Here is a 23,024-nt window from a genome sequence, read left to right as displayed (position 1 = left end):
CGCCGGCTAGGCCGCCGGCACGATCTCGTAGAGGGACAGCAGCGGCTCCTTGGGCGAGGTCGCGATCCCGCCGACCGTGTTGCGCGCGTAGTACGGCAGCCCGGTCATGACCACCGGCACGAACCACGCCTGGGTGGTCAGGTACGCCACGACGCCGCGGTCCGCCGCGGTCTTGGGGTCGCCGGTGCTGCTCGCCGCCTCGTCGTAGCGCGACTGCAGGGCCGGGTCGGCGTACTTCAGCGGATTGAACGCCGCGGAGGGCAGGAACAGCGACGGCCCCTCCATCCAGATCGGGATCTGGCCGAAGGCGGTCATGAACGCGGGGAACTTCCCGCCGAACGCGTCCGCCGCGTACTGGTTGGCGTTGGCGTAGTCGGTGATGCGCAGGTCGACCCCGATCTGCTTCCACTGCTGCGCCAGCGCCTGCGCCACCAGGTGCAGCTGCTGGTACTCGGGGGTGACGACGGCCAGCGTGAAGCCGCCGCCGTAGCCGGCCTCGGCGAGCAGGGCCTTGGCCTTGTCGACCTGGTAGGGGTAGGCGGCGGCGAGGCTGTCGTCGTATCCGTAGCCGCCGGGGACGCTGACCTGGTGCGCGGGCTCCCCGACGCCGCCGAACAGCGCCTTGGCGATCGCGGCCCGGTCGGTGGCGAAGTTCAGCGCCTGCCGCACGCGCACGTCGCCGAGCGGCTTGGCGAGCGTCCCGCCGCGGTCGGCCAGCACCACGCCGTTCCACAGGAACAGCGAGGAGGCGACGGTGAGCCCGGCCTGCTTGGCGGCGGCGACGGTGGACGGGTCGCCGACGGCGACGTCGGCCTGGCCGGTCTTGAGCGCGTTGAGCACGGCCTGCGGGGTCGTGATGACCCGGATCACCACCTTGCGCCAGCGCACCGCCGGGGCGTTGTAGTAGTGCGGGTTCGGCACGTAGGTGTAGTGGTCACCGGCGACGGTCTGCTGGGGGTCGAGCATGTACGGCCCCGCACCGACGGTCGTGGTGCCCAGCGCGCCCGGGTCGGCCAGCCCGCCGCTGCCGATGACCCCGCCGATGATGAAGTCCTGCGTGAGCATGACCGGGAAGTCGGGGTTCGGCGCCGGCGAGGTGATGGTGACCGTCGCGGGGTCGGTCGCGGTAAAGGTGCAGCCGGCCAGCAGCGGCGCCATCTGCCCGGCCGAGCTGACCACGTACTTGAGGTGGTCGACGACGTTCTGGGCGCTCAGCGGCGAGCCGTCGGAGAAGGTGACGCCGGGGCGCAGCTTGAGCACGAAGGTCTTGTTGCCCGTCCCCTGGTACGACCACGACTCGGCGAGGCCGGGCGTGAGCGTGCCGTCGGACTTGCGCACGATGAGCGGCTCGTAGGCCAGGTTCTCCAGCCAGCTGTTGTTCTGCGCGGTCTTCGCCGGGTCCAGGGTCTGCGGCGGCGAGGCGGTGACCACGGTCAGCGTGTTGCCGACGGTCGGGTTCGCCTCCGGTGTGGAGCCACAGCCGGAGACCGATAACGCGGCGATGAGCGACAGGGCGGGTATGGCCCGGTCGATGACTCTGCGGCACGTCCGCACGACTCCTCCTACGGGTAGCTGCGGGTTCGCGGGGCCTGTGAGTGGGGTGTTACACCGACGCAATGCCTAGGTAACAACGGCCGTCGATCAAGTGTCAAGACCTTTCTGCGAAGCACTTCGCATCGCTATGGTGGAGCTCCGGTCCCGCGAGCCTCGGAGGACGACGTGTTCCTTGATCGCGACGGCGCCACCTTCCGCACCCGGGTCCACCGCGACATCCGGATCCCCACCGCCGATCCCGCGGTGACACTCTCGGGCGACCTCTACCGCCCGGTGACCGGCGAGGCCGTGCCCGGTCTGGTCACCGTGCAGCCCTACCGCAAGGACTTCCTCGCCGGCTCCTCCTACGCCGGACCGGCCCGGTGGTTCGCCGAGCGGGGCTACGCGAGCCTCGTCGTCGACCATCGCGGCACCGGCGCCTCCGACGGCCGACGCCGGGCCGAGTTCGACCGCGGCGAGGGCGACGACGCGCTCGCGGCCATCGACTGGATCGCGGCCCAGCCCTGGTGCACCGGCGCGGTCGGGGCCTGGGGCGTGTCGTACGCGGCGAACACCACCCTGCGCGTGGCCAGCCTGCGCCCCGCGCACCTGCGGGCGGCCGTCGCCATCGCGCACGGCCTCGACGCCGCGCGCGACAGCATCCACCCCGACGGCGCCCGCGGCGACCTGCACGCCCTGGCCAACCGCGGCAGCGCCATGCTGCTGCAACAGCTGCTGCCGCCGCTGGCCGGCTACGCCGCCGCCGACGCGCAGCACCGCTGGCGGACCCGGCTGCGCACGCAGCGGCCGATGGTCCTGGACTACGCCCGGTCCCCCGCCGGCGACCCGGTCTGGGCCGAGCGGGCGATCGACGGCAGCCGCATCGTCGTGCCGGTGCTGTGCGCCGGCGGCTGGCGCGACAGCTTCACCCACGCGGTCATCGACGCCTTCGAGCGCATCCGCGGCCCGAAGCGGCTGGTGATGGGGCCGTGGGGTCATGTCATGCCGCAGGACTCGGCCCACCACCCGGTCGCCTTCCTCGAGCTCATGGCGCAGTGGTGGGACCACTGGCTGCGCGGCGTGCCCAACGACGCCATGGCGGCCCCGCCGGTCGTGCTGCACCTGGACGGCCCGCGGCCGCGCTGGCGCGGCTACGCCCAGTGGCCCCCGCCCGGACGCAGCACCGTGCTCGCCGCCGACGGCGACGCGCTCGTGCCGGCGACGCCGGACGCCCCGCACCGGCCGCCCGGCCCGCACGTGCCCGACCCGAGCGTCGGCACGCTGCGCGGCCTCGCCGGCATGGGGCTGGGCGAGGCGTGCCCGCCGCAGGACCAGCACGACGACGACCTGCGCTCGCTCTGCGCGACCGGCGCCCCGATCGAAGCCGACCTGCTGCTGGCCGGGCGCCCGGAGGTGCTCGTCCGGTTCGCCCCGGACGAGCACGGCCGGATCGTGCCGCCGCCCCGGCTCGTCGCCCGCCTCTGCGGCGTCGACCCGAGCGGCCGCTCGACGCTGATCACCGCCGGCACCCTGCGGCCGGGCACCGCCGAGGCGGAGCAGACGATCCCGCTGCGCCCGGTGCACCACCGGGTGCCGGCCGGCACCCGGCTGCGCATCGCGCTCGGCACCGCCGACTTCCCGCGGCTCACGCCGCTGTGCGGCGAGGACGCCGTGCGCGTCGCCGGGCTGCGGCTGGTCCTGCCGGTCGGCGACGAGCACACCGGCACGGACGTGGAGCTTCCACCGGCGGACGCGACCGGCCGCCCCGCCACCGCGGCGCCGAGCTGGCGGGTCGAGCGCGATCACACCCGCGGGGCGGCGACGGTGAGCGTCACGAGCGAGGTGCCGCACACGGTCAGCACGGACGGGCACGTCTACCGCCTCACCAGCCGCCTGCGGGCGCACCTGCCGGGCGGCGCGCCGCAGGCCGTGGTGACCAGCGGCACCCAGACGGCGGAGGTGTGGCTGGAGACCGGCGAGCGGGTCTTCGCCAGCGCGTCCGTGCGGTGCACGCAGGACGCGCTGCGGGCCCACGGCGTCGTGCGCATCGGCGCGCTCACGCTCTTCGAGGCGACCTGGACGGCCGAGCTGACCCGCGAGGGGCGAAGGCCTTGTTCGTCAGCCGTAACCGTCAGGTAACCATGGGTATCGGTCCGCGTGCCACGCTCGGAGCCGATGTCCGAGTTGCCTCTGGACCGGCACGTCGTCGCCCGTGGCACCGACCGCGACGACGTGAACGGCCAGTTCGCCCGCGAGCTGCCGGACCACCGCCTCGAAGACGGCCCCGGGGGCCTGCGGCTCGACGCCCGGCTGCACGCCGTGCGGCTGCCGCACGTCGTCGCGCTGTACCTGTCGTACGGCTGCGAGGTCCGCTGCTCCTATGACAGCACCGCCACGTCGGTCTGGATCCAGCTGCCGGTCTCGGGCAGCCTGCGGGTGCGGGCCAGCGGCACCGAGCTGCTGTGCACCACCGCCCAGGCGTCGGTGACCTCCGGGTCCGGGCGGGTGGCGATGGCGTGGAGCCGCGACTGCGCGGCGCTGGCCTTCCACATCCAGCGGCGCGCGCTGGAGGACGAGCTGGAGTCGCTCATCGACGGCCCGGTCGGGCCACCGCTGCGCTTCGAGCCGGTGATGGACCTGGCCGGCGAGCGCGTGCGGTCCTGGTTCGCGATCGCCACGGCGTTCACCCGGGAGCTCAACGCCGGCGGCGGCCTGCTCGAGCACCCCCGGCTGGTGCTGCACGCCGAGCGGCTGCTGCTGCGCGGGCTGCTGCTGTCCCAGCCGCACAGCCACTCGGCGCTGCTGCGCGACGATCTGCCGGAGTCCACGCCGTGGCACGTGCGCACCGCCGTGCGGCTGCTGGAGGACCGGCCCGAGCGCGACTTCAGCGCCGCCTCGCTGGCCCGGGACGTCGGGGTCAGCCCGCGCGCGCTGCAGGACGGCTTCCGCCAGCACCTCAACGCCTCCCCCATGCAGTATCTGCGCACCGCGCGGCTCAACCGGGTGCGCGCCGACCTGCTGGCCACCACGCCGGCGACCGCGACGGTCGCCGACGTCGCGCACCGCTGGGGCTTCACGCATCTCGGCCGGTTCGCGCAGTACTACCGCGCCCGCTACGGCGAGTCCCCGTCGGACACGCTGCGCGCCGCCGGCTGAGCGCGCCACCCTGGCCGGTGGGTCTGCGGCGGGTGGGACGGCACCGCCGCGGGGTGTTTCGCGGCCGCCGGTGCGGGCAGTCGGATGAGCAACGGCGCCGGTGCGGTCCGCATCGGCGTGAGCGACCGACGACGGGAGGGCTCGATGAGCTTCCAGGACAAGGTCCAGCACAAGGCCGAAGAGGCCAAGGGCGCCGCCAAGGACAAGGTCGGCGACATGACCGACGACGAGCGTCTGCAGGCTGAGGGCCGGTCCGAGCAGAGCTCCGCGAACGTGAAGCAGGCCGGGGACAAGGTCAAGGACGCGGCCGCAAAGGCCAAGGACGCCCTGAGCTGACCCGGCGCCAGCCGCGACAGGCGTTCGCGGGCAGCGCGGCGAGAAGCGGCCGCGCTGCCCGCGGGCGGTCAGCTCGGTACCGGTACCCGGACCTTGATGCAGTGCACCGGCGGGTTCAGGCCCCGCTGCGACCAGGTGCAGCCGTTGCCCCATGCCGCACCGGTGACGTGGGTCTCCGGCAGGCTGTCGATGAGGTCGTAGTCCGAGCAGTGCGACAGGTTCGACGCCGGGGTGGCGCCGAGGATCGCGCCCGAGCCGCAGGCCGGCTCCAGCAGCGTCAGCCACGACCGGATCAGGCGCTGCCCCGCCGGGGTGTCGTCCCACCCGAAGTAGTCGAGGTGCACGCCGCCGATGGTGATCCAGGCGCCCCAGTCCTCGCCGTCGTAGCCGTCGTAGTACCTCCACCGGGCGCCGTTGCCCTCGGTGCGGATGAAGGCGTCCGTGTACGACGAGGGCACGTCGATGACGTTGCAGTTGGTCTTGCTGTCGTGGGCGGTCGAGTCGCGGCACAGCACCGCGGTGACCGCCCCCGTCGAGGTGGGCAGGCCGCTGACCTGCACGGTGGTGCCGCTGCCGCACGACCAGTGCTCGGTCGTGGCCGCGGCGGTCCACTTCACGTAGGCGCACTTGCCGTCGGCGGCGGTGTCGGTGACGTTGAGGACGAAGGCGCGCGTGCCGACGGCGTCCCAGCCGTTGGCGACCAGCCGGGCGCCCGGCACGTCGAGCTTGACCTGGATGCTGGTGCCGCCGGTGTACTCCCACGAGCCGGACCAGCCGGCCCCGGAGACCGCGGCGAACGCGGGCTGGGGAACGATCACGGCCACCGCCACGACAGCGGCGGCGATGAGCACTCGAGTCGATCTCATAGCCGCCGAGTGTGCACAGCCGCACACGCGCGGTCGCGTGACTGTCGCCGTTGCGACGACCCGTCCGCAACCGCGTGCGGCCACGGCCCGGTCAGGCGCCCGGTCAGGCGCCCGGTCAGGCGGCGCAGCGGAAGCCCACGTGGCCGGTGGCGCTGTCGGGGGTGGACGAGGTGCGGGCGGCCACCCGGTAGCGGTTGCAGTACGACTCGTGGCACAGGTACGAGCCGCCGCGCATCACGCGGGCCGTGCCCCCGGGCGGGCCCGCCGGGTCGAGCCGGGTCGCGTCGGAGGGCTCGGCGTGCCAGGCCGGGCTGAACCAGTCGGCGCACCACTCCCAGACGTTGCCCGACGTGTTGTACAGGCCGAAGCCGTTCGGGCGGTAGGCGTCCACGGGCGCGGTGTCCAGGTATCCGTCGGCCGCCGTGTTGCGGCGCGGGAACTCGCCCTGCCACGTGTTGCAGCGGTGCGTCCCGCGCGGCGTGAATTCGTCGCCCCACGGGAACCGCGCCTGCTCCAGGCCCCCGCGGGCCGCCTTCTCCCACTCGGCCTCGGTGGGCAGGCGCTTGCCGGCCCAGGCCGCGTAGCAGGCGGCGTCGGTCCACGACACGTGCACGACGGGGTGGTTGCGCCGCTCACCGATGCCGGAGCCCGGGCCGGCCGGATGGCGCCAGTCCGCCCCCTCGACCGGCAGCCACCACCGCGGCACCGCCGCCGACCGGGCGGCCAGCACGCGCTGCGCCGCCTCGCCCCGCACCAGCAGGTGGAACACGAAGCTCCAGCCGAAGCGCTCGGCCTCCGTCACGTAGCCGGTCGCCTTGACGAACCGGGCGAACTGCGCGTTGGTGACCGCCGCCGGGTCGATGTGGAACGCCGACACGCGCACCTCGCGGACCGGGCCCTCCCCGTCGTCGGGGAACGCGTCCGGGTCGTCGCCGCCCATGAGGAACGGGCCCTCCGGGATCGCCACCATGCCCTTGAGCACCTCGGCGCGGGTGCGGTGCGGCACGGCGAACGGCATGTCGAAGGTCACGTCCGGGGCCCGGTCGTCGGCGGGCGGGTTGCAGCAGCTCACGCCGACAAACCTACGTCGAACGGGAGCCCGCTTCCCGGGTCGCGGCAGATCTCGCGCAGCCGTGCGTAGAGCGCGGCGACGACGGCCGGGTGCACGTCCCACAGGTTCGTGGTCTCGCGCGGGTCCTCGGCCACGTCGTAGAGCTGGCCCTGCGGGTGCGCGGCGTCCCACGGCGGGGCGGCGTGCGCCTTGCCGGTGCCGGTGGCGAACAGGTCGCTGATCGAGGGCTCGGAGAAGCCGCCGCCGGAGCCGGCCGAGAAGATCGCCTTCCACCGCCCGGCCCGCAGCGCGAACCGGCCGCCGAGGCTGTGGTGGACGATCGGGCGATCGGGATCGCCCGGCTCCGCGCCGGTGAGCACGGGCAGGATGTCGCGGCCGTCCTCGCACGCCACGGACCGCCCGGCGGCCGCGGCCGCGGTCGGCAGGACGTCGGTCAGGCAGATCGGGGCGTCCACGACCGAGCCCGCCGGGATGCGGCCGGGCCAGCGGGCGATGAACGGCTCGCGGTGCCCGCCGTCCCACAGGTCGCCCTTCTGCCCGCGCCAGTCGCCGTTGGGCGCGTGCCGCGCGGGGTCGCCGTCGTCGGTGAAGTACGTGACGGCGCCGTTGTCGCTCGTGACGATGAACAGGGTGTCGTCGAGCCGGCCGGTGCGCTCCAGGGCGGCGCGCAGCTCGCCGACGGCCCAGTCGACCAGGCACACGCCGTCGGCCCGGTCGCCGAGGCCGGAGCGTCCGGCGATGAAGTCCGGCGGCACGTTGGGCCGGTGCGGGGCGCTGGGCGCGAGGTAGCACAGGAACGGGCCGGTCTGCTCCTCGACGAAGGCGACCGCCGCGCGGGTGAAGGCGACGTCGGCGTCCTGCTCCCGGAAACCGTCGGCCTGCAGGCCGGGGCGCTGCTCGGTGAGGTACACCTCCTTCTCCTTCGACGGCACGCCGACCGTGCGGTCCTGGTCGATGAACGCGTAGGGCGGCATGTCGAGCGAGCCGGCGATGCCGAAGAAGCGGTCGAAGCCCAGCGCGGCCGGGCCCCCGGTGACCGGCGCGGTGTAGTCGATGTCCCGGCCGAAGTCGGTCTCGACGTCGTCGTGCAGCGGTGCGCCGGGGGTGAACGCCGAGCGGACCGAGCCGTCGGTGTGCCGCCAGCCGAGGCCCAGATGCCACTTGCCGAAGGCGCCGCAGGTGTACCCCGCGTCGCGCAGCACGCTCGCCAGGGTGGGGCGGCCGGGCTCGATGATGGCCGGCCCGTGCCCCATGAGCACGAAGCTCTTCAGCGGCCCGCGCCAGGCGTAGCGCCCGGTCATGAGCGCGTACCGGCTGGGGGTGCACACCGCCGAGGCGGAGTGGCAGTCGGTGGCGCGCACCCCCTCGGCGGCCAGCCGGTCGACGTTCGGGGTGGGGATCGCCGAGCCGTAGCAGCCCAGGTCTCCCCAGCCCATGTCGTCGGCCAGCACGACCACGACGTTGGTCATGTCCAGCAGCTCCCGTCGGCGCTCTTGACGATGCGGACCGCGTTGGTGGTGGCCGGGTCGATGGTGAAACGGCTCGCGTCGGCCTGGCACGCGCCGTCGGTGAAGACGTTGACGAAGTTCACGTTGCGCGCCTTGTGGGTGCTGTCGATGCCCTGGACGATGCTCGGGTACTGATAGTTCGTCTGGGCGTGGATGTTGCGGAAGATGAGCTGGTCGAGCTCGCCGTAGCCCAGCGCCGGGTCGTACCACTTGTTGTTGTCGACCGCGAGGTAGAACAGCCGCCAGTTGGCGTTCTCGACGCGGATGTTCTCGAACAGGTAGCGGCTCGGCGTGCCGGGACCGGCGTGCAGGGCGCGGAAGATGCCGGACTTCTGGATCTGGTAGTGCTCCGCGTGGATGACGTCGTTGTCGTACACGTGGAAGTTGGTGGGGCTGTTCGCCAGGTTCCAGCTGATCATGAACGGTGCGCCGTTCTCCAGCTGCCAGACGGTGTTGCTGCGGGTCACCTGGTCGCCCCAGAACAGCTTGATCGAGTCGTCGTTGGACTTGACGAAGTTGTTCTCCACGAGGGACTTGTTGCCGGCGACCATGCCGTCGGTGCTGTACCACCACGACATCGTCTTGACGTTCTCGATCGTCGTGTACTGCGCGAGGGCCCGGACGTTGAACCGGGGCGCGTTGACGAACGTGACACCCTCGACGAGCAGGTTCTGCGAGGACTGGTCGGCGATGTCGATCATGCCGGGCTGGTTCTTGTTGAGCTCCTGGTCGCCGAGGTCCATGAACTTGCCGTCGAACACGCCGCGGCCCTTGATGGTGACGTTGCTGACCGGCCCGTTGGCGATGAACGCGCCCTTCACCCAGGCGCCGCCGGCGAGGTAGATCGTCTTGCCCGAGGTGATCACGTTGCCGGAGCCGATGTTGTGCACGCCGGGGCCGAAGTAGAGCACGTTCGGGTCGCCGGTCGCGGGCGGCACGTCGTTCTCCGGCGGGTTGGCGAAGACCAGCATCGGGTGCGGGATCGGGTTGTGGATGTTCGGGGCGAACTCCACCGAGACGTTCTTCGGGTTGGACATGGTGAACGTGCAGGTGTTGCCGGCGAACGAGGTGGCGATCGCCGCGGACTGCGGCCGCACCTGGCAGCCGGTCAGCCCGCTCTGCCCCACCGCGGTCACCCGCACCGTGACGGACCCGGCGAAGGAGAAGCTCGTCCAGGAGGTGTCGGCCTCGCGGTTGGTGTCGGTCTTCGCGGCCGTCGTCTTGTAGACGAACGACGACTGGTTGTTGACGGTGGCGGTGTACCAGTTCGACGCGGCGACGCCGGCCGGTCCCGGGTAGAGGCTCAGCGCCGGCCCGGCGCCGGGGGTGATGTCGCCGTAGGGCAGGGTGGCGCGGTGCGCGGCCACGTCGTTCAGCGTCGCCGCGGTCGAGCTCGCGATGCTGCTCGCGATCGAGTCGACGGTGCTGATGGAGCCGTTGATGTTCGTGACGGTGCCGCCGAAGTCGTACTGCTTGCCGGTGTAGGGCGCGCCGTTGGCGGAGGCGGGGTCGGCGGCCAGCGCCACCAGGACGACGGCGGCGAGGCCCGCGATGAAGGACTTTCGCATTGCAGCTCCCGAATCTGGCTCAGCCGAAGCGCAGCTGGTGCTCGGCGGTGGGATCCCAGGTGTTGAGCCCCGGCTGCCCGAACGCGGGCGCCAGGACGTAGTGGTCGAAGGTCTCGGCCAGCCGCTCGCGCAGCAGCGCGTGGTGGCGGGCCACCTCGCCGGCGGCGGCGGGGTCGTCGACGAGGTTGGTCAGCTCGTAGGGGTCGGCCTCGAGGTCGAAGAACTGCCAGGGCGTGCCGCCGTGGGCGTCGCCGAGGACGGTGTACTTGTAGCGGCGGGTCCGCAGCCCCCGCCAGGTCTCGGCGTGGAACGGGATGTTCGGGCGCATCTCGGCGACGAACTCCAGCAGCACGCCGTCGCGGTCGAGCCGGTCGGTCTCGCCGCGGGCCAGGGGCGTGAGGTCCCGGCCGGGCTTCGGGTCGCGCGGGGCGATCCCGGCCAGCCCCAGCAGGGTCGGGAAGAGGTCCTCGGTGCACGTCGGCTCGTCGAGCACCCGGCCCCCGCCGCCGACGTTGCCGATGATGAGCGGGGTGCCGATCGACTCCTCCCAGGGCCGCTGCTTGGCCAGCTCCCCGTGGCAGCCGAGCAGCTCGCCGTGGTCGGCGGTGAGCGCGATGACGGTGTCGTCGAGCGTGCCGGCCGCCCGCAGCGCCGCCACGAGCCGGCCGATGTTGTCGTCCAGGTTCTCGATCATCGCGTAGTAGACCCGCAGGTCGGCCAGCAGGCCCTCGCCGTGCGGGCCGCGCTTCTTGTACTGCTTGTCCGGCTCGACGTTCTCCCGCAGGACGATGTCGCGGTCGCGCCAGCGCTCGAGGTACTCCGGCGGCGCGGTGAACAGCGGGTGCGGCGGCTCGACGGAGAGCACCGCGGCGAAGGGCCGGTCCCGCGGCGCCGTGGCGTACTCGGTGGCCATCGCGAAGAGGTCGTCGGTCTGGTAGCCGGGCAGCTTGCGCATGGTCGGGTCGTCGTGGGTGGAGTACCAGGTGTCGTACGGGTCGTTGGCGATGTCGAAGCCGGCGAAGTGCCCGAAGCGGCCCTGGAACGGGCGCGGGACCGGGGTCCGGGACGCCTTGACGACGGTGTGCCCCGGGTAGTGGCCGAAGTTGCCGTACAGGTGCCACTTGCCGAACATCGCGGTGTCGTAGCCGTGGTCGTTGAACTCGTCGGCGAGGGTGCGCTCGGCCGGCGACATGCGCCACTCGATCGACGGGATGAAGCGGGTGTGGGCGTACTCCCCCGTCATCAGCGTGAAGCGGAACGGCACGCACACCGGGTAGGTCGACGACGCCTGGGTGAAGCGGGCGCCGGACTCGGCGAGGGCGTCGATGTTGGGCGTGTGGACGTTGGGGTCGCCGTAGCAGCCGAGCGCCTGGCGGCGCAGCTGATCGGCGATGACGAGGATGACGTTGGTCATTTGAGGCCGCCGGAGGTGAGGCCAGCGACGAATCGGCGCTGGAGCGTGATGAACAGCAGGAGCACCGGGACGAGCATGAACAGCGCGGCCGCGCTGGTGAGGCCCCAGTCGGTGGAGTTCTGGTCCTGGAAGGACAGGAAGCTGGTCGAGATCGGCCGCTTCGACGGGTCGTGCACGAACGTGATGGCCCAGAAGAACTCGTTCCAGGCCCACAGCCCGACGACGAGCGCCACGGTCATGAAGCCGGGCCAGGCCAGCGGCAGCATCACCTTGCGGGCGATCTGCACCTCGGAGGCGCCGTCGAGCCGGGCCGCCTCGACGAACTCCTTGGGCACCTTGACGAGGAACGAGCGCAGCATCAGGGTCGCAAACGGCGCGTCGGTCGCCCAGTAGATGACCATCAGGCCGAACAGGCTGTCGGTGAGGCGCAGGTCGGCCCAGAGCGAGAACAGCGGGACGACGAACAGCTGCACCGGCATGGTGCTGCCCAGGAACAGGTAGGCCAGCACCCCGCCGCCGCCGGGCACCTCGAGGTGGCTCAGCGCGTAGGCGCCCAGCCCGGCGATGACGCAGGTGCCGAGCATCGCCCCGAGCACCAGGATCGCGCTGTTGCGCATGGTGGTGCTGAAGTCGCCCTGCGACCAGGCGGTGGCGAAGTTGTCGAAGGTGATCGAGGTCGGCGGGGCCAGCGGGCTGGAGCCGATCTCGGCGTTGTTCTTGAACGCGTTGAACACCATGATCACGAACGGGCCGACGGCGAACAGCGCCAGCACGGTGAGCACGAGGTAGGCCACCGGGTGGCGGCCGCCGCCCGAGGGCCGTTTGCGTGTGGCCTCGGCGACCGGCGTGGACAGCTGCTGCGGTGGCGCGACGGTGGCCGTCACTCCTCCCACCCCTTCCGGCGCAGCCAGGCGTAGGCGGCCAGGACGAGGCCGGTGACCGCGGTCATGGACAGCCCGAGCGCGGCGGCGTACCCGGCCGAGTACTGGTTGAACGCCTGGTCGTACATGAGCGTGGAGACCACGTCGGAGGAGTTGGCCGGCCCGCCGTGGGTCATGATGAAGATGTAGTCGAACGCCTTGAGCGACCAGATGACCGTCATCAGCACGATGAACACGAGCGTCGGGCGGATGCCGGGCAGGGTCACCGACGTGAACTGCTGCCAGCGCCCGGCGCCGTCGAGCCTCGCCGCCTCGTAGAGCTGCACGTCGACGTTCTGCATCGCGGCGAAGAAGATGACCGCGAGGAAGCCCCACCAGTGCCAGTCGACGACGAAGTTGACCGCGTAGAGCGACGTCGCCGGGTCGCCGAGCCAGGCCTGGTCGAAGCCGAGCTGGGCGGCGATGCCGCTGTTGGGCGACAGCAGCATCTTCCAGATCGCCGCGTTGATGACGGAGGCGGTGACGTACGGGATGAAGAACAGCGTGCGGAACACCATCCGGAAGCGGCGCACCTGGTTGATGAGATGCGCGCCGAGCATGCCCAGCGCCATCGGCACGCTGAGGAACAGCACGAACCAGATGGCGTTGTGCAGCAGGGCCTCGTGCACCGCCGGGTCGGTGAACGCCCGGGTGTAGTTGTCGAAGCCGATGAGGTCGGCCGAGCCGATGCCGGTCCAGTCGGTGAACGAGTAGTACACGGTGGCGATCGACGGTCCGAGCACGACGAGCACGTTGAGCACCAGCAGCGGAGCCAGGAACGCCCAGCCCACCAGCGCCCGCCGCCACACCGCCCGGCGCCGGGTCGGGCCCGGTGCCGGGGCGGTCAGGGTGCTCACTGCGACGTCCGCGGCATCAGCTGCGGGATGTTGCCCTGCTGCCGCTCCGCGGTGAAGGTCGTGGCCAGCTGCTTGCAGTACTCGGCCGCGGTGATCTTGCCGGTGAGCACCTGCTCCAGGCCCTCGTAGACGAAGACGTCGGACTTCGGCGGCCACCAGGTCCAGGTGACGTACCCGTAGTTGCCGCTGCCGACCGCCTTGTCGACCTCGGTGAGCACGCGGGCCGCGCGCGGGTCGGTCTTCTGCGGGATCTCGTCGGCCTTGAAGGCGATCGGGATGTTGTACGTGGCGGGCACGTCGGACATGCGCTGCAGGGCGGCGGTGCGGTCGCCGTAGTACCAGTTGAGGAAGGCCGCCGCGGCGTCCTGGTTCTTGCTGGCCTGGTTGATGGCGAACGAGCCGCCGATGCCGATCGCGTAGCTGTCCGCCTTCGCGGTCGCCGACAGCGGCGGCATCGCCATCCAGTCCCACTCGTTGGTGTTGTTGCCGGCCTTGCCGAAGAACGCGCCGATGTTGCTCATGTACCACTCGCCCTGCGGGATGGTGGCGACCGTGCCCTTGCCCAGGCCGGCGCCCACCTCGGCGGCCGGCACCGAGAAGTACTTGCTGGCACCGCCGCCGATCCAGCCCTTGTCGAAGTAGGACTTGAGCAGGCTGACCGTGTCGACGAAGACCGGGTCGGAGAACTGGGTCTTGCCGGTCAGGGCCTGGTAGACCGCGTCGCCGCCGGCGAAGTTGTTCCAGAACAGGGTCATCAGCCACTCGCCGGCCGCGGTCCAGTCGGTGTTGGACGAGCCGAACGGGGTGATGCCCTGCCCCATCGCGTCGGCCGCGAACGCCTCGAGGTCGGCGCGGTTCTTCGGCTGGGTCCAGCCCTTCTGGGTGAAGAGGGTCTTGTTGTAGTACAGCAGCATGGTGTCGACCCGCATCGGCAGCGCGTAGAGCTTGCCGTCGGTGGTGAAGGCCTGCACCGCCCAGCCGGCGAGCTTGTCGTTCCAGCCCCACTGCTTGGCGTACGGGGTCAGGTCGGCCAGCAGGTGCGCCTTGCTCCACGCGATCGTCTGGGTGGCGCTCGGGCCGCGCACGATGTCCGGGCCGGAGCGGGCCTGCAGCGCCGTCTGCACCTGCTGGCGCAGGTCCTGGCCCTTGTAGTAGGTCGTCTTGACGGTGATGCCGGGGTTGGCGGCGTGGAAGGCGCCGATCACCTTCTCGTCGAAGTACTTCTGGTTGGCGTCACCGGTGATGTCGATCCACAGGGAGACCTCGCCCTTGCCGCTGCCCTTGCCGGCGTCCGCGCCGCCCCCGCACGCGGACAGCAGGCTCGGGGCGGCGAGGCCGGCGCCGGCCAGACCGGCGGCGGACAGGAAACGGCGGCGGCTCAACGAAGTGGTCATGACGAAACCTCATTCGGGGGTGTAGGGGTGATCTCGACCCGTTGGGTGGCGGTGCGGCCCTCGGTGACCCGCAGGGCCACCCCTCCCGCGGGGAGCGAGCCGTCCTCGAGGTCGAACAGGGTGTCGCCGTCGACGCCGGCGCGGATGCGGGTGCCGGTGACGGTCAGGGTGAGCTGGTAGGTGGTGCCGTAGGTCCACGGGAACGGGCGCTCGGCGAGCACCCTGTCGCCGCACACCAGCCGGGCGGTGTCCGGCCCGGCCAGCTCGAGCGCGTAGAAGCGGCGCAGGCCCTGGACCCGGGCGGCGAGTCCGGCGGCGGCGGCCAGGTGCGGGGTGACGTCGGCGGTCACCGTGTAGTCGCGCCACTCGAGGGCCCCGGTGACGAGCATGCCGGTGCCGGTGTTCTGCACGATCCGGAACGGCTCCGGCCAGCGGGCGTCGAACCGGTCCAGCGCCGGCACCCAGGCCCGCCGCCACATGGTGCCGCCGTCGTCCGGCCGGGTCAGGGTGACGCCCGGCGCGCCGCTCCAGTCGAGGTCCCGCAGCGTCGCCGGGCCCTCGGTGCGCAGCCCGACCGCGACGACCGGCCGGCCGCCGAGGTCCGGCACCGTCCACTCGGCCCGTCCGTCCACGAAGGACGGACCCTCGACCGTGCGTACCTCGTCGGCGCCGGTGTAGTACGACAGCACGAGCCGGGCCGGGCCGTCGCCGTGCGCGACGATCGTCTGTCCACTGTAGAGCGACGGGCTGGCGACGAGCGCGTAGATCGGCATGTCGCGGGCCTCGGGCGGGATGAACGTCGGGGTCAGTACGGTCGCCGCGCCGGCGATGGCCAGCCCGTCGCCGTGGTTGGCCACGCCGGTCCGGCCGTCCTCGGCCCGGAAGCCGTGCACGGAGCCCGGCAGCGCGAAGCCGAACCGCGGCGAGGAGGGCGCCGGTGGTTCCCCGGCCCGGGCCCGGCCCAGGCCGGCCAGGGCGAGGGCCTCGCGGGCGGCGTCGGTGACGCAGCCGCCGCCGTCGGCCGCGGGCAGGTACATGCGGTCGGCGACCGGGCCGCGCCAGTCCTGCCGGGACAGCCCGGCCAGCCCGCCGAACACGCCGCAGACCGCCCCGACGTTGCCGGCGTTGGAGTCGGTGTCCCAGCCGGACGTGCAGACGACGGTCATCGCCCGGTCGAAGTCGCCGCCGCTGTGGGCCAGCGCGGCCACGACGATCGCGTGGTTGGGCACGACGTGGCAGTTGCCGCCGTAGCGGTGGTAGCCGTACTCCTCGTCGATGCGCTTGCGGGTGGCCTTCCAGTCCCCGTCGCGGGCCCAGGCGCGCACGTCGCGGTGGATCCGGGCGATCAGGCAGTCCGACGGCACCAGCGCGATCGCGGTGTCCAGCAGCGCGTCCATGTCCGTGGCGGTGAACGCCCCGGCGACGAGCGCGGCGACCACCCGGGCCGCGTGGATCGCCTCGCCGTCGTGGCTGACCCGGGCCGCCCGCTCGGCCAGGTCGGCGGCCCCGGCGGGGTCGCCCGGGCAGGTCAGGGCGAAGCCCTCGACGAAGATCTGCGCGCCGACCTGCTCGGCGACGACCAGCCCGTTGCGCGCGATCGAGCCGCTCTCCGGCGGCCGGATGCCGGCCCGCATGCGCAGGTAGGCGGTGTGCTCGGTGGAGTTGCCGAGGCCGCCCCACCACAGCACCGACGTGTCGGGCACGATCTGGTCGAGCCAGGTGTCGCCGACGTCGGCGCTGCTCGGGTCGGGCCCGGCGGTGCGCAGGGCCCGCGGGAAGACGAACGTGCCGCTGATGTCGTCGTCGGTGACCAGGAACAGGTGGTGCTTGAGGGCGACGTCGGCGCGGTCGTTGACGTAGTAGGTGATGTCGCCGAGCTCGGCCTGGATCTTGTCGAAGGTCCAGCCCTCGTACGGGCGCCCGAGGTAGACCGCGATGATCTTCCCCAGCACTCCGGCGTAGACGCGCTCGGCGTAGTCGGCAGGCAGAACGGTCATCAGAACGGCACCCCCGCGCGAAGGACGATGTTGGCGTACGGCGTGTCCTCGCCCGTGCGCACGACGGCGCGGGCGTGGGCGGTGCGGGCCTTGAGCTCCTCGTGGCCGACGAGCTCCAGCGGCACGTCGCCGAGGCCCTCCCGCACGGCGGCGGCGAGCTTGTCGTCGGCGAGCTCCTCGGCCATCGTGGCCGCCTCGACCACCAGCTCCCCGAGGACCGGGCGCAGGACCGTGAGGAAGCCGGGCTCGCCGCGGCTGACGACCAGGTCGATGATCTCGACGCCGGCCGGCACCGGGAGCCCGGGGTCGGCCACGACGAGCAGGTCCCCGTGGCCCATCGCCGCGACGACGGCGAGCAGGCGCGGGTGCCAGAGTCCGGTACGGCGCATCAGGACCACCCCCCGGCCAGCGCCTCGACGGCCGCCCGGCCCGGCAGCGCGGCCTGGGCCCCGAGCCGGCCGGTGGCGAGGGCGCCCGCGGCCGCGCCGGTGCGCACCGCGTCGGTCAGGCCGCCGCCGGCCGCGAGCCGGGCCGCGAGCCCGCCGCAGAACGCGTCGCCGGCGCCGGTCGTGTCGACCACGTCGGCCGGGAACGCGGGCTGGTGCCAGTCGCCGGCGTCGTCGGCGGCGACGGCGCCGTCCGCGCCGAGCGTGATGACGCAGGCGTCGGGCCCCTGCTTGCGCAGCGCGGCGGCGACCGCGAGCCAGCCGGCCGGCTCGGCGGGGACCGGGCCGGCGGCCATCGCCACCGCCTCGGTCTCGTTGACCACGAGCACGTCCACGCGGCCGAGCAGATCGGCCAGGTCCGGGTCGTCGCCCTCGGGCGACGGCGCCGCGTTGAGCACGACCCGCGCCCCGGCGGCCCGGGCCGCGCCGGCCGCCGCGAGGCAGGTCGCCACCGGGATCTCGAGCTGCAGCAGCACCACGTCGCCCGGCTCGACCACCGCCGGCAGCTCCGCGAGACCGGCGGCGGAGAAGCGGAAGTTGGCGCCGGAGGAGACGACGATGGTGTTTTCCCCGTCGGCGGCGACGACGATCTGCGCGACGCCGGTGGTCGCGCCGTCCATCGTGGACAGATGGGCCAGCCCGATGCCCTCGGCGCCGAGCGCGGCGCGCAGCTGGGCCCCGAACGCGTCGGCGCCGACCGCGCCGAACAGCAGCGTCAGCACGCCCAGCCGGGCCGCGGCGACGGCCTGGTTGGCGCCCTTGCCCCCGGGCAGCAGCGCGGACTCGCTCGCCCGCCCCAGGATCGTCTCGCCGGGCTCCGGCAGCCGGTCCACCCGCGAGATGACGTCGACGTTGACGCTGCCGACGACGATGACCTTGTTCACCGCGCCCCTCCTTCCTGTTCCGGTGCCTGCTCGTGCTCGTCCGCGGCCTCGCCGCCCGGCGGGTCGGGGCACCCGCAGGAGCCCCGGGCCAGCAGCGTCACCGGCAGCACGGTCAGCTCCCCGGCCTCCGCGTCCCGCTCGGCGTCCATGGCGTCGAGCAGCCGGTCGACCACGACCCGCCCCATCCGCGCGAACGGCTGCGCCATCGTGGTGAGCGCCGGGGTCGTGTAGGCGGCCGCGGCGATGCCGTCGAAGGAGGCCACGGCCACGTCCTGCGGGCAGCGGATGCCCAGCTCCTGCAGGGCCCGCAGGACCCCGATGGCCTGCTCGTCGCTGGCCACGAACACGGCGTCGAAGGCCTGGCCCGCGAGCAGCTCCCGGGCGCCGAGGTAGCCGGCCCGGCGACCGAACGCGCCGTGCCAGACCGACATCTCGCTGGGCCGCACGCCGGCCTCGGCGAGCGCGTCGCGCCAGCCGTTGACCCGCTCGTTGGCCGGCACCACGTCCTGTGGCCCGGAGATGCAGGCGATGGCCCGGCGCCCGTGCTGGATGAGGTGCTCGACGGCCTTGCGGGCGCCGGCCCGGTTGTCGGCGAGCACGGCCGGGGCCGCGGCGCCCGGGATGCGGCGGTCCAGGGTCACGAACGGCACGCCCGAGCGCAGCAGCTCGGGCAGGCACCCGGCCGGCCCGTGGGCCGGGACCAGGAACAGCCCGTCGACCTGCCGGGCCAGGAAGGTGCGCACGTAGGTGGTCTGGCGGTCGTCGTCCTCGGCCGCGTTGCCCAGCAGCAGCGTGTAGTTCTCGCGGAACGCGGCCTCCTCGATCGCGTGCGCGAGCTGCGCGAAGAAGGGGTTGGAGGTGTCGGGCACGACGAGCCCGAGCGTCATGGTGCGGTTGGTGCGCAGCGAGCGCGCGATCCCGTTGGGGCGGTAGCCGAGCTGCTCGATCGCGGCGAGCACCCGGGCCCTCGTCTCCGGCGAGACGCCCCGCGGCCCGCCGTTGAGCACGTAGCTCACGACGGCCGGCGAGGTGCCGGCGAGTTTGGCGACATCAGCACGACGCGTGACCACGCATCCTCCAAGCAACCCGTGTTGCAGTTGATGTGATTGCGAGCATGTGACGAGCACGTTTACACGAGCAACACGTGTTGATTTGCCGTTACCCGATCGTGATCAATACCGTACGGTGCGCGCCAGCCCGGTCACATGACGTGACGAGGGTCACAGCGACGGGGGCCCGGCGCCCCGTCGGCCGCGGCGATCCCCAACCAAGTTCCAGCGGATTCCCAACCTCGCGGCCATCGTGGGTCGGCACACGACGAAAGGGACTTCATGCGCACCATTTTTGTCACCGGCTCGGTCGACGGCATCGGCCTGCGAACCGCGGCCCAGCTCGTCGCCGAGGGTCATCGCGTGATCCTGCACGCCCGCGACGAGGACCGCGCGGCGGTCGCCAAGGCGGCCCTGCCGGAGGCGGCCGGGATCGCGGTGGGCGACCTGAGCTCGCTCGAGGAGACCAAGGCGCTCGCCGGGTCGCTGGCCGCGTTCGGCCGCTTCGACACCATCGTGCACAACGCCGGGATCGCCCGGCTGGACAGCCCGCAGCGGGAGCTGACCGGCGACGGGCTGGAGTCGACCTTCCAGGTCAACGTGCTCGCGCCGTACCTGCTGACGGCGCTGCTGGCCCAGCCGGAGCGGCTGCTGTTCGTCTCCTCGGCGATGGCCGCGGACGGCGTCGTCGACCTCGACGACCTGCAGGGCGAGCGCCGGCCGTGGAACGGGACCGAGGTGTACTCCACCTCCAAGCTGCTGGACCTGATGCTCGCCGTCGCCGTCGCCCGCCGCTGGCCCGGAACGCTGAGCAACGCGGTCGACCCCGGGTGGGTGCGGACCAAGATGGGCGGCGACGCGGCGCCGACGAGCCCGGACGACGCCGCGCGGGCCCAGGTACGCCTGGCCGCCGGCACCGACCCCGACGTCCTGGTCAGCGGGCACTACTTCAGCGAGCGCGAGTGGCAGCCGTCCGCGGCCGTCCTGGACCCGGCGCTGCTGGAGAGCCTGCTTGCCCGCTGCGCCGACCTCACCGGTGTCCCACTGCCCGAGGCGTCCGTCCCGCCCGCGCATCCGGCACCGTGACCCCGGGCGAGATCACCCCGGCGCCGAGCGCGCGCGGCTGATCCCCGAGCGGGGAATCACCGAACGGGGAATCACCGAAGGGGGGATCCGACCGGAGCCAGGCCATCGTCTGCTCCACCGAGCGGTCGCGCCCGCGCGCCTCGGCCGCCGCGAACCGGCCCGGCGGGCTGCCCGGCGCAATCTCCGCGAGGTAGCCCGCCAGCTCGGCGTCCATCGCCTCGGCCTGGTATCCCGCGCGATCGCCCAGCGACCGCACCGTCGCGCGCAGCTCAACCGCGTCCTCGGCCCGGCCCGCACGGTCCATGAGGTGCGCGTGCATCGCCACGCTCACGAGCCACCCGGTCGTGTCCGCGCTGCGGTGAGCCTCCTCGAGCATCCGCCGGACCAGCACCGCGGCCGGGACGGGCCGGTCCAGCGACAGCTCGATCTTGCTCATCAGCCACAGCACGGACACCGTCGCCCAGCCGTGGCCGCACCGGTCGGCCTCGTGCAGGGCGGCGGCCAGCGTCGCCTTCGCCAGCGACGCGGGGCCGCACCGGCGCTGCGCCTCGCCGAGGCACATGAGCGCCTCCGCGGCCGTGGCCCGGTGCCCGACCGACCGGGCGAGGGCCAGGGCCTCGCCCGCGTGCCGCATCGCCACCGCCACGGTGCCGCCGCCGGCCTCGAAGTACGCGATCGTCGCGAGGACCTGCGCCCGGACCCCCAAGTCCTCGGTGGCGGCACCGTGCCGGGCGGCCACCGCCAGCGCCTCCGCGACCTGGTCGAGCGCCCCGCCGACGTAGCGCAGCAGCGCGAGGCCCATGGCCGCGCGGGCGAGCGGCGCGTGCCCGTGCAGCCGCGGATCGGCCCGCCGCAGCGCGAGCTCCAGATAGTGCCGGCCGTCGCCGGCGCGGCCCTGCCGGTACCAGAACCAGTAGAGCCCGCCGCCGATGCGCAGCACGGCCGCCGTGTCACCGGCCGCGCTCGCCCTTCGCAGCGCCGCCCGCACGTTGTCGCTCTCGATGTGCAGCCGCCGCATCCACCGGGCGCTGCCGGGCCCGCGCAGCTCGTCGCCGGCGACGTCCGCCAGCTCGCCGACCCAGGCAGTGTGCCGGCTGCCCAGCACCTCACGGCGGCCGGCGGGCGTGCGGCGCAGCGCGTACTGCCGGATCGTCTCCAGCATCACGTAGCGCCGGTCGTCGCCGTCGACCACGGTCGCCACGGTCACCAGGGACTTCTCCACCAGGCTGGTCAGGTCGGCCAGGGCGTCGCCGCGCCCGGTGACCGCCCTGGCCGCGGACAACCCGAACCCGCCCTCGAACACCGCCAGCGCCTGCAGCGACTCCCGTTCGGCGCCGTTGAGCAGGTCGTACCACGAGTCCATCAGGCCCAGCAGCGTGGTGTGCCGCGAGCTGGTGCGCTCCCCGGCCAGCAGCGCGAACCGGTCGTCGAGCCGGTCGAGGATCTGCCGTGGGGACAGGACACGGCACTGCGCGGCGGCGAACTCGATGGCCAGCGGCATGCCGTCGAGGGCCGCGCAGAGCCGGGCGATCACCCGCCGCTCGTCCGGGCCCGGCGACCAGCCGCTCAGCACGGCGGCGGCCCGCGCGACGAACAGCGTGACCGCCTCGCCCTCGACGCCGCCGGACAGCGGCGGCACCTCGAACAGGTGCTCCCCGTCGACGCGCAGCGACTGGCGGCCGGTGGTCAGCACGCGCACGTTCGGGCACGCGCCGAGCAGCGCGGAGACGACCGCACCGACCGCGTCGGCCAGGTGCTCGCAGTTGTCCAGGACGATCAGCATCGTGCGCGTGCGCAGCGCCGCGATCAGGGTGTCGAGGCCACCCGTGCCGGTGATGCGCAGCGCCGCGCAGAGCCGACCGGCGAGTTCCGCGGGCTCGTGCAGGCCGGCCAGCTCGACGAACCACGGGCCGTCGGCGTCGCGGCGCGCGCCGGCCACCGCCAGCGCGAGCCTCGTCTTGCCCATGCCGCCCGCGCCGGTGAGGGTGACCAGGCGGTGCCGGCTCAGCATCTCGGACACCACCTGCCGTTCGCGGGCCCGCCCCACCAGCGCCGAGATCGGGTGCGGCAGGTTGCCCGGGCTCCCGGCGGCCTCGGCGCGCTCGACGGGCGGCGCCGGCGTGAGCGCCCGGTCCAGGATGTCGTGGTGCAGCCCGGCCAGCTCCGGCCCGGGCTCCACGCCGAGCTCGTCCATCAGGCGGTTCCGCGCCTCCCGCAGCGCCGCCAGCGCGTCGCCCTGCCGGCCCTCCCGGTACAGCGCCCGCGCCAGCAACGCCCAGCCCCGCTCCCGCAGCGGGTGCTCGGCCAGGAACGCCCGCAGCTGCGCGGCGGCCGTCTCGTGCGCGCCCGACTCGATCAGCGCGGCCAGGCGGTGCTCCGCGGCCCCCGTCCGCAGCTCCTGGAGCCGCTGCGACTCAGCGAGGGCGAACGCGTGGTCGGCGCAGTCCGCGTACGCCGGCCCCCGCCAGAGGGCCAGCGCCTCGTCGAACCGGGCCAGCGCCGAGCGGGCGTCGCCGCCGGCCAGCAGGTCCCGGCCCCGGGTCACCGCCGCGGCGAACCGGTCGGCGTCGAGCGCGGCCGGCCCCAGCCGCAGCGCGTAGCCGGCCCCGTCGCGGACCAGCACCCGCCCGGGCTGCCGGGGCCGGCGGCCGGGCTCGAGGGCCCGGCGCAGGACGGACAGGTAGCCCTGCGCGGTGATCCGCGCGCTCGGCGGCGGTTCGTGCGGCCACAGGCAGTCGACCAGCGCGTCGATCGACACGAACCGGCCGCCGGCGATGATCAGGCGGCACAGCAGCGTCCGCGGTGCCGGGCCGCCCGTGGCGACGGCCCGGCCGTCGTGCCGCACGACGGTCGGGCCGAGCACGCCGAGCGTCAGGTCTGCCCGGGCCTCGGATGCAGCGGCCATGTTCACGACACCTCACGTGCGGTTCTGGATCTT

The 23,024-nt window shown here is 73.3% G+C and carries 18 protein-coding genes; 4 read left to right on the top strand and 14 right to left on the bottom strand.

Translation table 11 applies throughout. The annotated features are described in order from the left end of the window. Positions 1-6: 6 nt before the first annotated feature. Complete coding sequence (locus tag AC6JBM_RS03710) at positions 7-1,554, bottom strand: ABC transporter substrate-binding protein (protein ID WP_497982207.1); 1,548 nt, start codon at positions 1,552-1,554, stop codon at positions 7-9. Between the two features lie 165 nt (positions 1,555-1,719). Here AC6JBM_RS03710 and AC6JBM_RS03705 point away from each other — a divergent pair, with 165 nt between their 5' ends. The 3 genes from AC6JBM_RS03705 (at position 1,720) to AC6JBM_RS03695 (ending at position 5,025) form a co-directional block, all read left to right on the top strand. After that, complete coding sequence (locus AC6JBM_RS03705; RefSeq protein WP_497982206.1) at positions 1,720-3,672, top strand: CocE/NonD family hydrolase; 1,953 nt, start codon at positions 1,720-1,722, stop codon at positions 3,670-3,672. Positions 3,673-3,708: 36 nt separating this feature from the next. Continuing rightward, the gene (locus AC6JBM_RS03700; protein ID WP_497982205.1) at positions 3,709-4,689 is read left to right on the top strand and encodes an AraC family transcriptional regulator; all 981 of its coding nucleotides are present in this window, start codon (positions 3,709-3,711) and stop codon (positions 4,687-4,689) included. A gap of 117 nt (positions 4,690-4,806) precedes the next feature. Continuing rightward, positions 4,807-5,025, top strand: coding sequence for a CsbD family protein (locus AC6JBM_RS03695; RefSeq protein WP_497982204.1), 219 nt, complete (start codon positions 4,807-4,809; stop codon positions 5,023-5,025). A 68-nt stretch (positions 5,026-5,093) separates the two neighbouring features. Here the strand turns inward: AC6JBM_RS03695 and AC6JBM_RS03690 are convergent, their stop codons facing one another. The 12 genes from AC6JBM_RS03690 to AC6JBM_RS03635 all read right to left on the bottom strand — a co-directional run bounded on the left by AC6JBM_RS03690 (position 5,094) and on the right by AC6JBM_RS03635 (position 19,021). Continuing rightward, positions 5,094-5,891, bottom strand: coding sequence for a hypothetical protein (locus AC6JBM_RS03690; protein ID WP_497982203.1), 798 nt, complete (start codon positions 5,889-5,891; stop codon positions 5,094-5,096). Positions 5,892-6,006: 115 nt separating this feature from the next. Continuing rightward, positions 6,007-6,963, bottom strand: a complete 957-nt coding sequence (locus tag AC6JBM_RS03685; protein ID WP_497982202.1) for a formylglycine-generating enzyme family protein — start codon at positions 6,961-6,963, stop codon at positions 6,007-6,009. Beyond that, a complete protein-coding gene (locus AC6JBM_RS03680; RefSeq protein WP_497982201.1) occupies positions 6,960-8,432 on the bottom strand; it encodes a sulfatase family protein in 1,473 nt (490 codons plus the stop codon). Before AC6JBM_RS03680 ends, AC6JBM_RS03685 begins: the two co-directional genes overlap by 4 nt. Then, complete coding sequence (locus tag AC6JBM_RS03675; protein WP_497982200.1) at positions 8,429-10,039, bottom strand: glycoside hydrolase family protein; 1,611 nt, start codon at positions 10,037-10,039, stop codon at positions 8,429-8,431. The genes AC6JBM_RS03680 and AC6JBM_RS03675 overlap by 4 nt, the downstream gene beginning before the upstream one ends. 19 nt (positions 10,040-10,058) lie before the next feature. After that, the gene (locus AC6JBM_RS03670; RefSeq protein ID WP_497982199.1) at positions 10,059-11,453 is read right to left on the bottom strand and encodes a sulfatase family protein; all 1,395 of its coding nucleotides are present in this window, start codon (positions 11,451-11,453) and stop codon (positions 10,059-10,061) included. Beyond that, a complete protein-coding gene (locus AC6JBM_RS03665; RefSeq protein ID WP_497982198.1) occupies positions 11,450-12,337 on the bottom strand; it encodes a carbohydrate ABC transporter permease in 888 nt (295 codons plus the stop codon). The genes AC6JBM_RS03670 and AC6JBM_RS03665 overlap by 4 nt, the downstream gene beginning before the upstream one ends. Further along, complete coding sequence (locus AC6JBM_RS03660) at positions 12,334-13,230, bottom strand: carbohydrate ABC transporter permease (RefSeq protein ID WP_497982197.1); 897 nt, start codon at positions 13,228-13,230, stop codon at positions 12,334-12,336. The genes AC6JBM_RS03665 and AC6JBM_RS03660 overlap by 4 nt, the downstream gene beginning before the upstream one ends. Further along, positions 13,227-14,624: an ABC transporter substrate-binding protein gene (locus AC6JBM_RS03655; protein WP_497982196.1), complete on the bottom strand. Its 1,398-nt coding sequence runs from the start codon at positions 14,622-14,624 to the stop codon at positions 13,227-13,229. The genes AC6JBM_RS03660 and AC6JBM_RS03655 overlap by 4 nt, the downstream gene beginning before the upstream one ends. Further along, positions 14,621-16,621, bottom strand: a complete 2,001-nt coding sequence (locus AC6JBM_RS03650; protein ID WP_497982195.1) for an ADP-ribosylglycohydrolase family protein — start codon at positions 16,619-16,621, stop codon at positions 14,621-14,623. The genes AC6JBM_RS03655 and AC6JBM_RS03650 overlap by 4 nt, the downstream gene beginning before the upstream one ends. Continuing rightward, complete coding sequence (rbsD, locus tag AC6JBM_RS03645) at positions 16,621-17,010, bottom strand: D-ribose pyranase (protein WP_497982194.1); 390 nt, start codon at positions 17,008-17,010, stop codon at positions 16,621-16,623. The genes AC6JBM_RS03650 and rbsD overlap by 1 nt, the downstream gene beginning before the upstream one ends. Further along, positions 17,010-17,951 (bottom strand): ribokinase, encoded by a 942-nt coding sequence (locus AC6JBM_RS03640; protein ID WP_497982193.1) that lies wholly within the window; start codon positions 17,949-17,951, stop codon positions 17,010-17,012. The genes rbsD and AC6JBM_RS03640 overlap by 1 nt, the downstream gene beginning before the upstream one ends. Beyond that, complete coding sequence (locus tag AC6JBM_RS03635) at positions 17,948-19,021, bottom strand: LacI family DNA-binding transcriptional regulator (RefSeq protein WP_497982192.1); 1,074 nt, start codon at positions 19,019-19,021, stop codon at positions 17,948-17,950. Before AC6JBM_RS03635 ends, AC6JBM_RS03640 begins: the two co-directional genes overlap by 4 nt. 261 nt (positions 19,022-19,282) lie before the next feature. Between AC6JBM_RS03635 and AC6JBM_RS03630 the strand changes: the two genes are divergently transcribed. Next, positions 19,283-20,086, top strand: coding sequence for an SDR family NAD(P)-dependent oxidoreductase (locus tag AC6JBM_RS03630; RefSeq protein WP_497982191.1), 804 nt, complete (start codon positions 19,283-19,285; stop codon positions 20,084-20,086). Here the strand turns inward: AC6JBM_RS03630 and AC6JBM_RS03625 are convergent. After that, positions 20,031-22,991, bottom strand: coding sequence for an ATP-binding protein (locus AC6JBM_RS03625; protein ID WP_497982190.1), 2,961 nt, complete (start codon positions 22,989-22,991; stop codon positions 20,031-20,033). The genes AC6JBM_RS03630 and AC6JBM_RS03625 overlap by 56 nt on opposite strands. Positions 22,992-23,024: the final 33 nt, after the last annotated feature.

Source organism: Dactylosporangium thailandense, assembly GCF_059739745.1.
The sequence above is the reverse complement of the archived record's forward strand: the minus strand, read 5'-3'. Positions and strand labels throughout refer to the sequence as shown.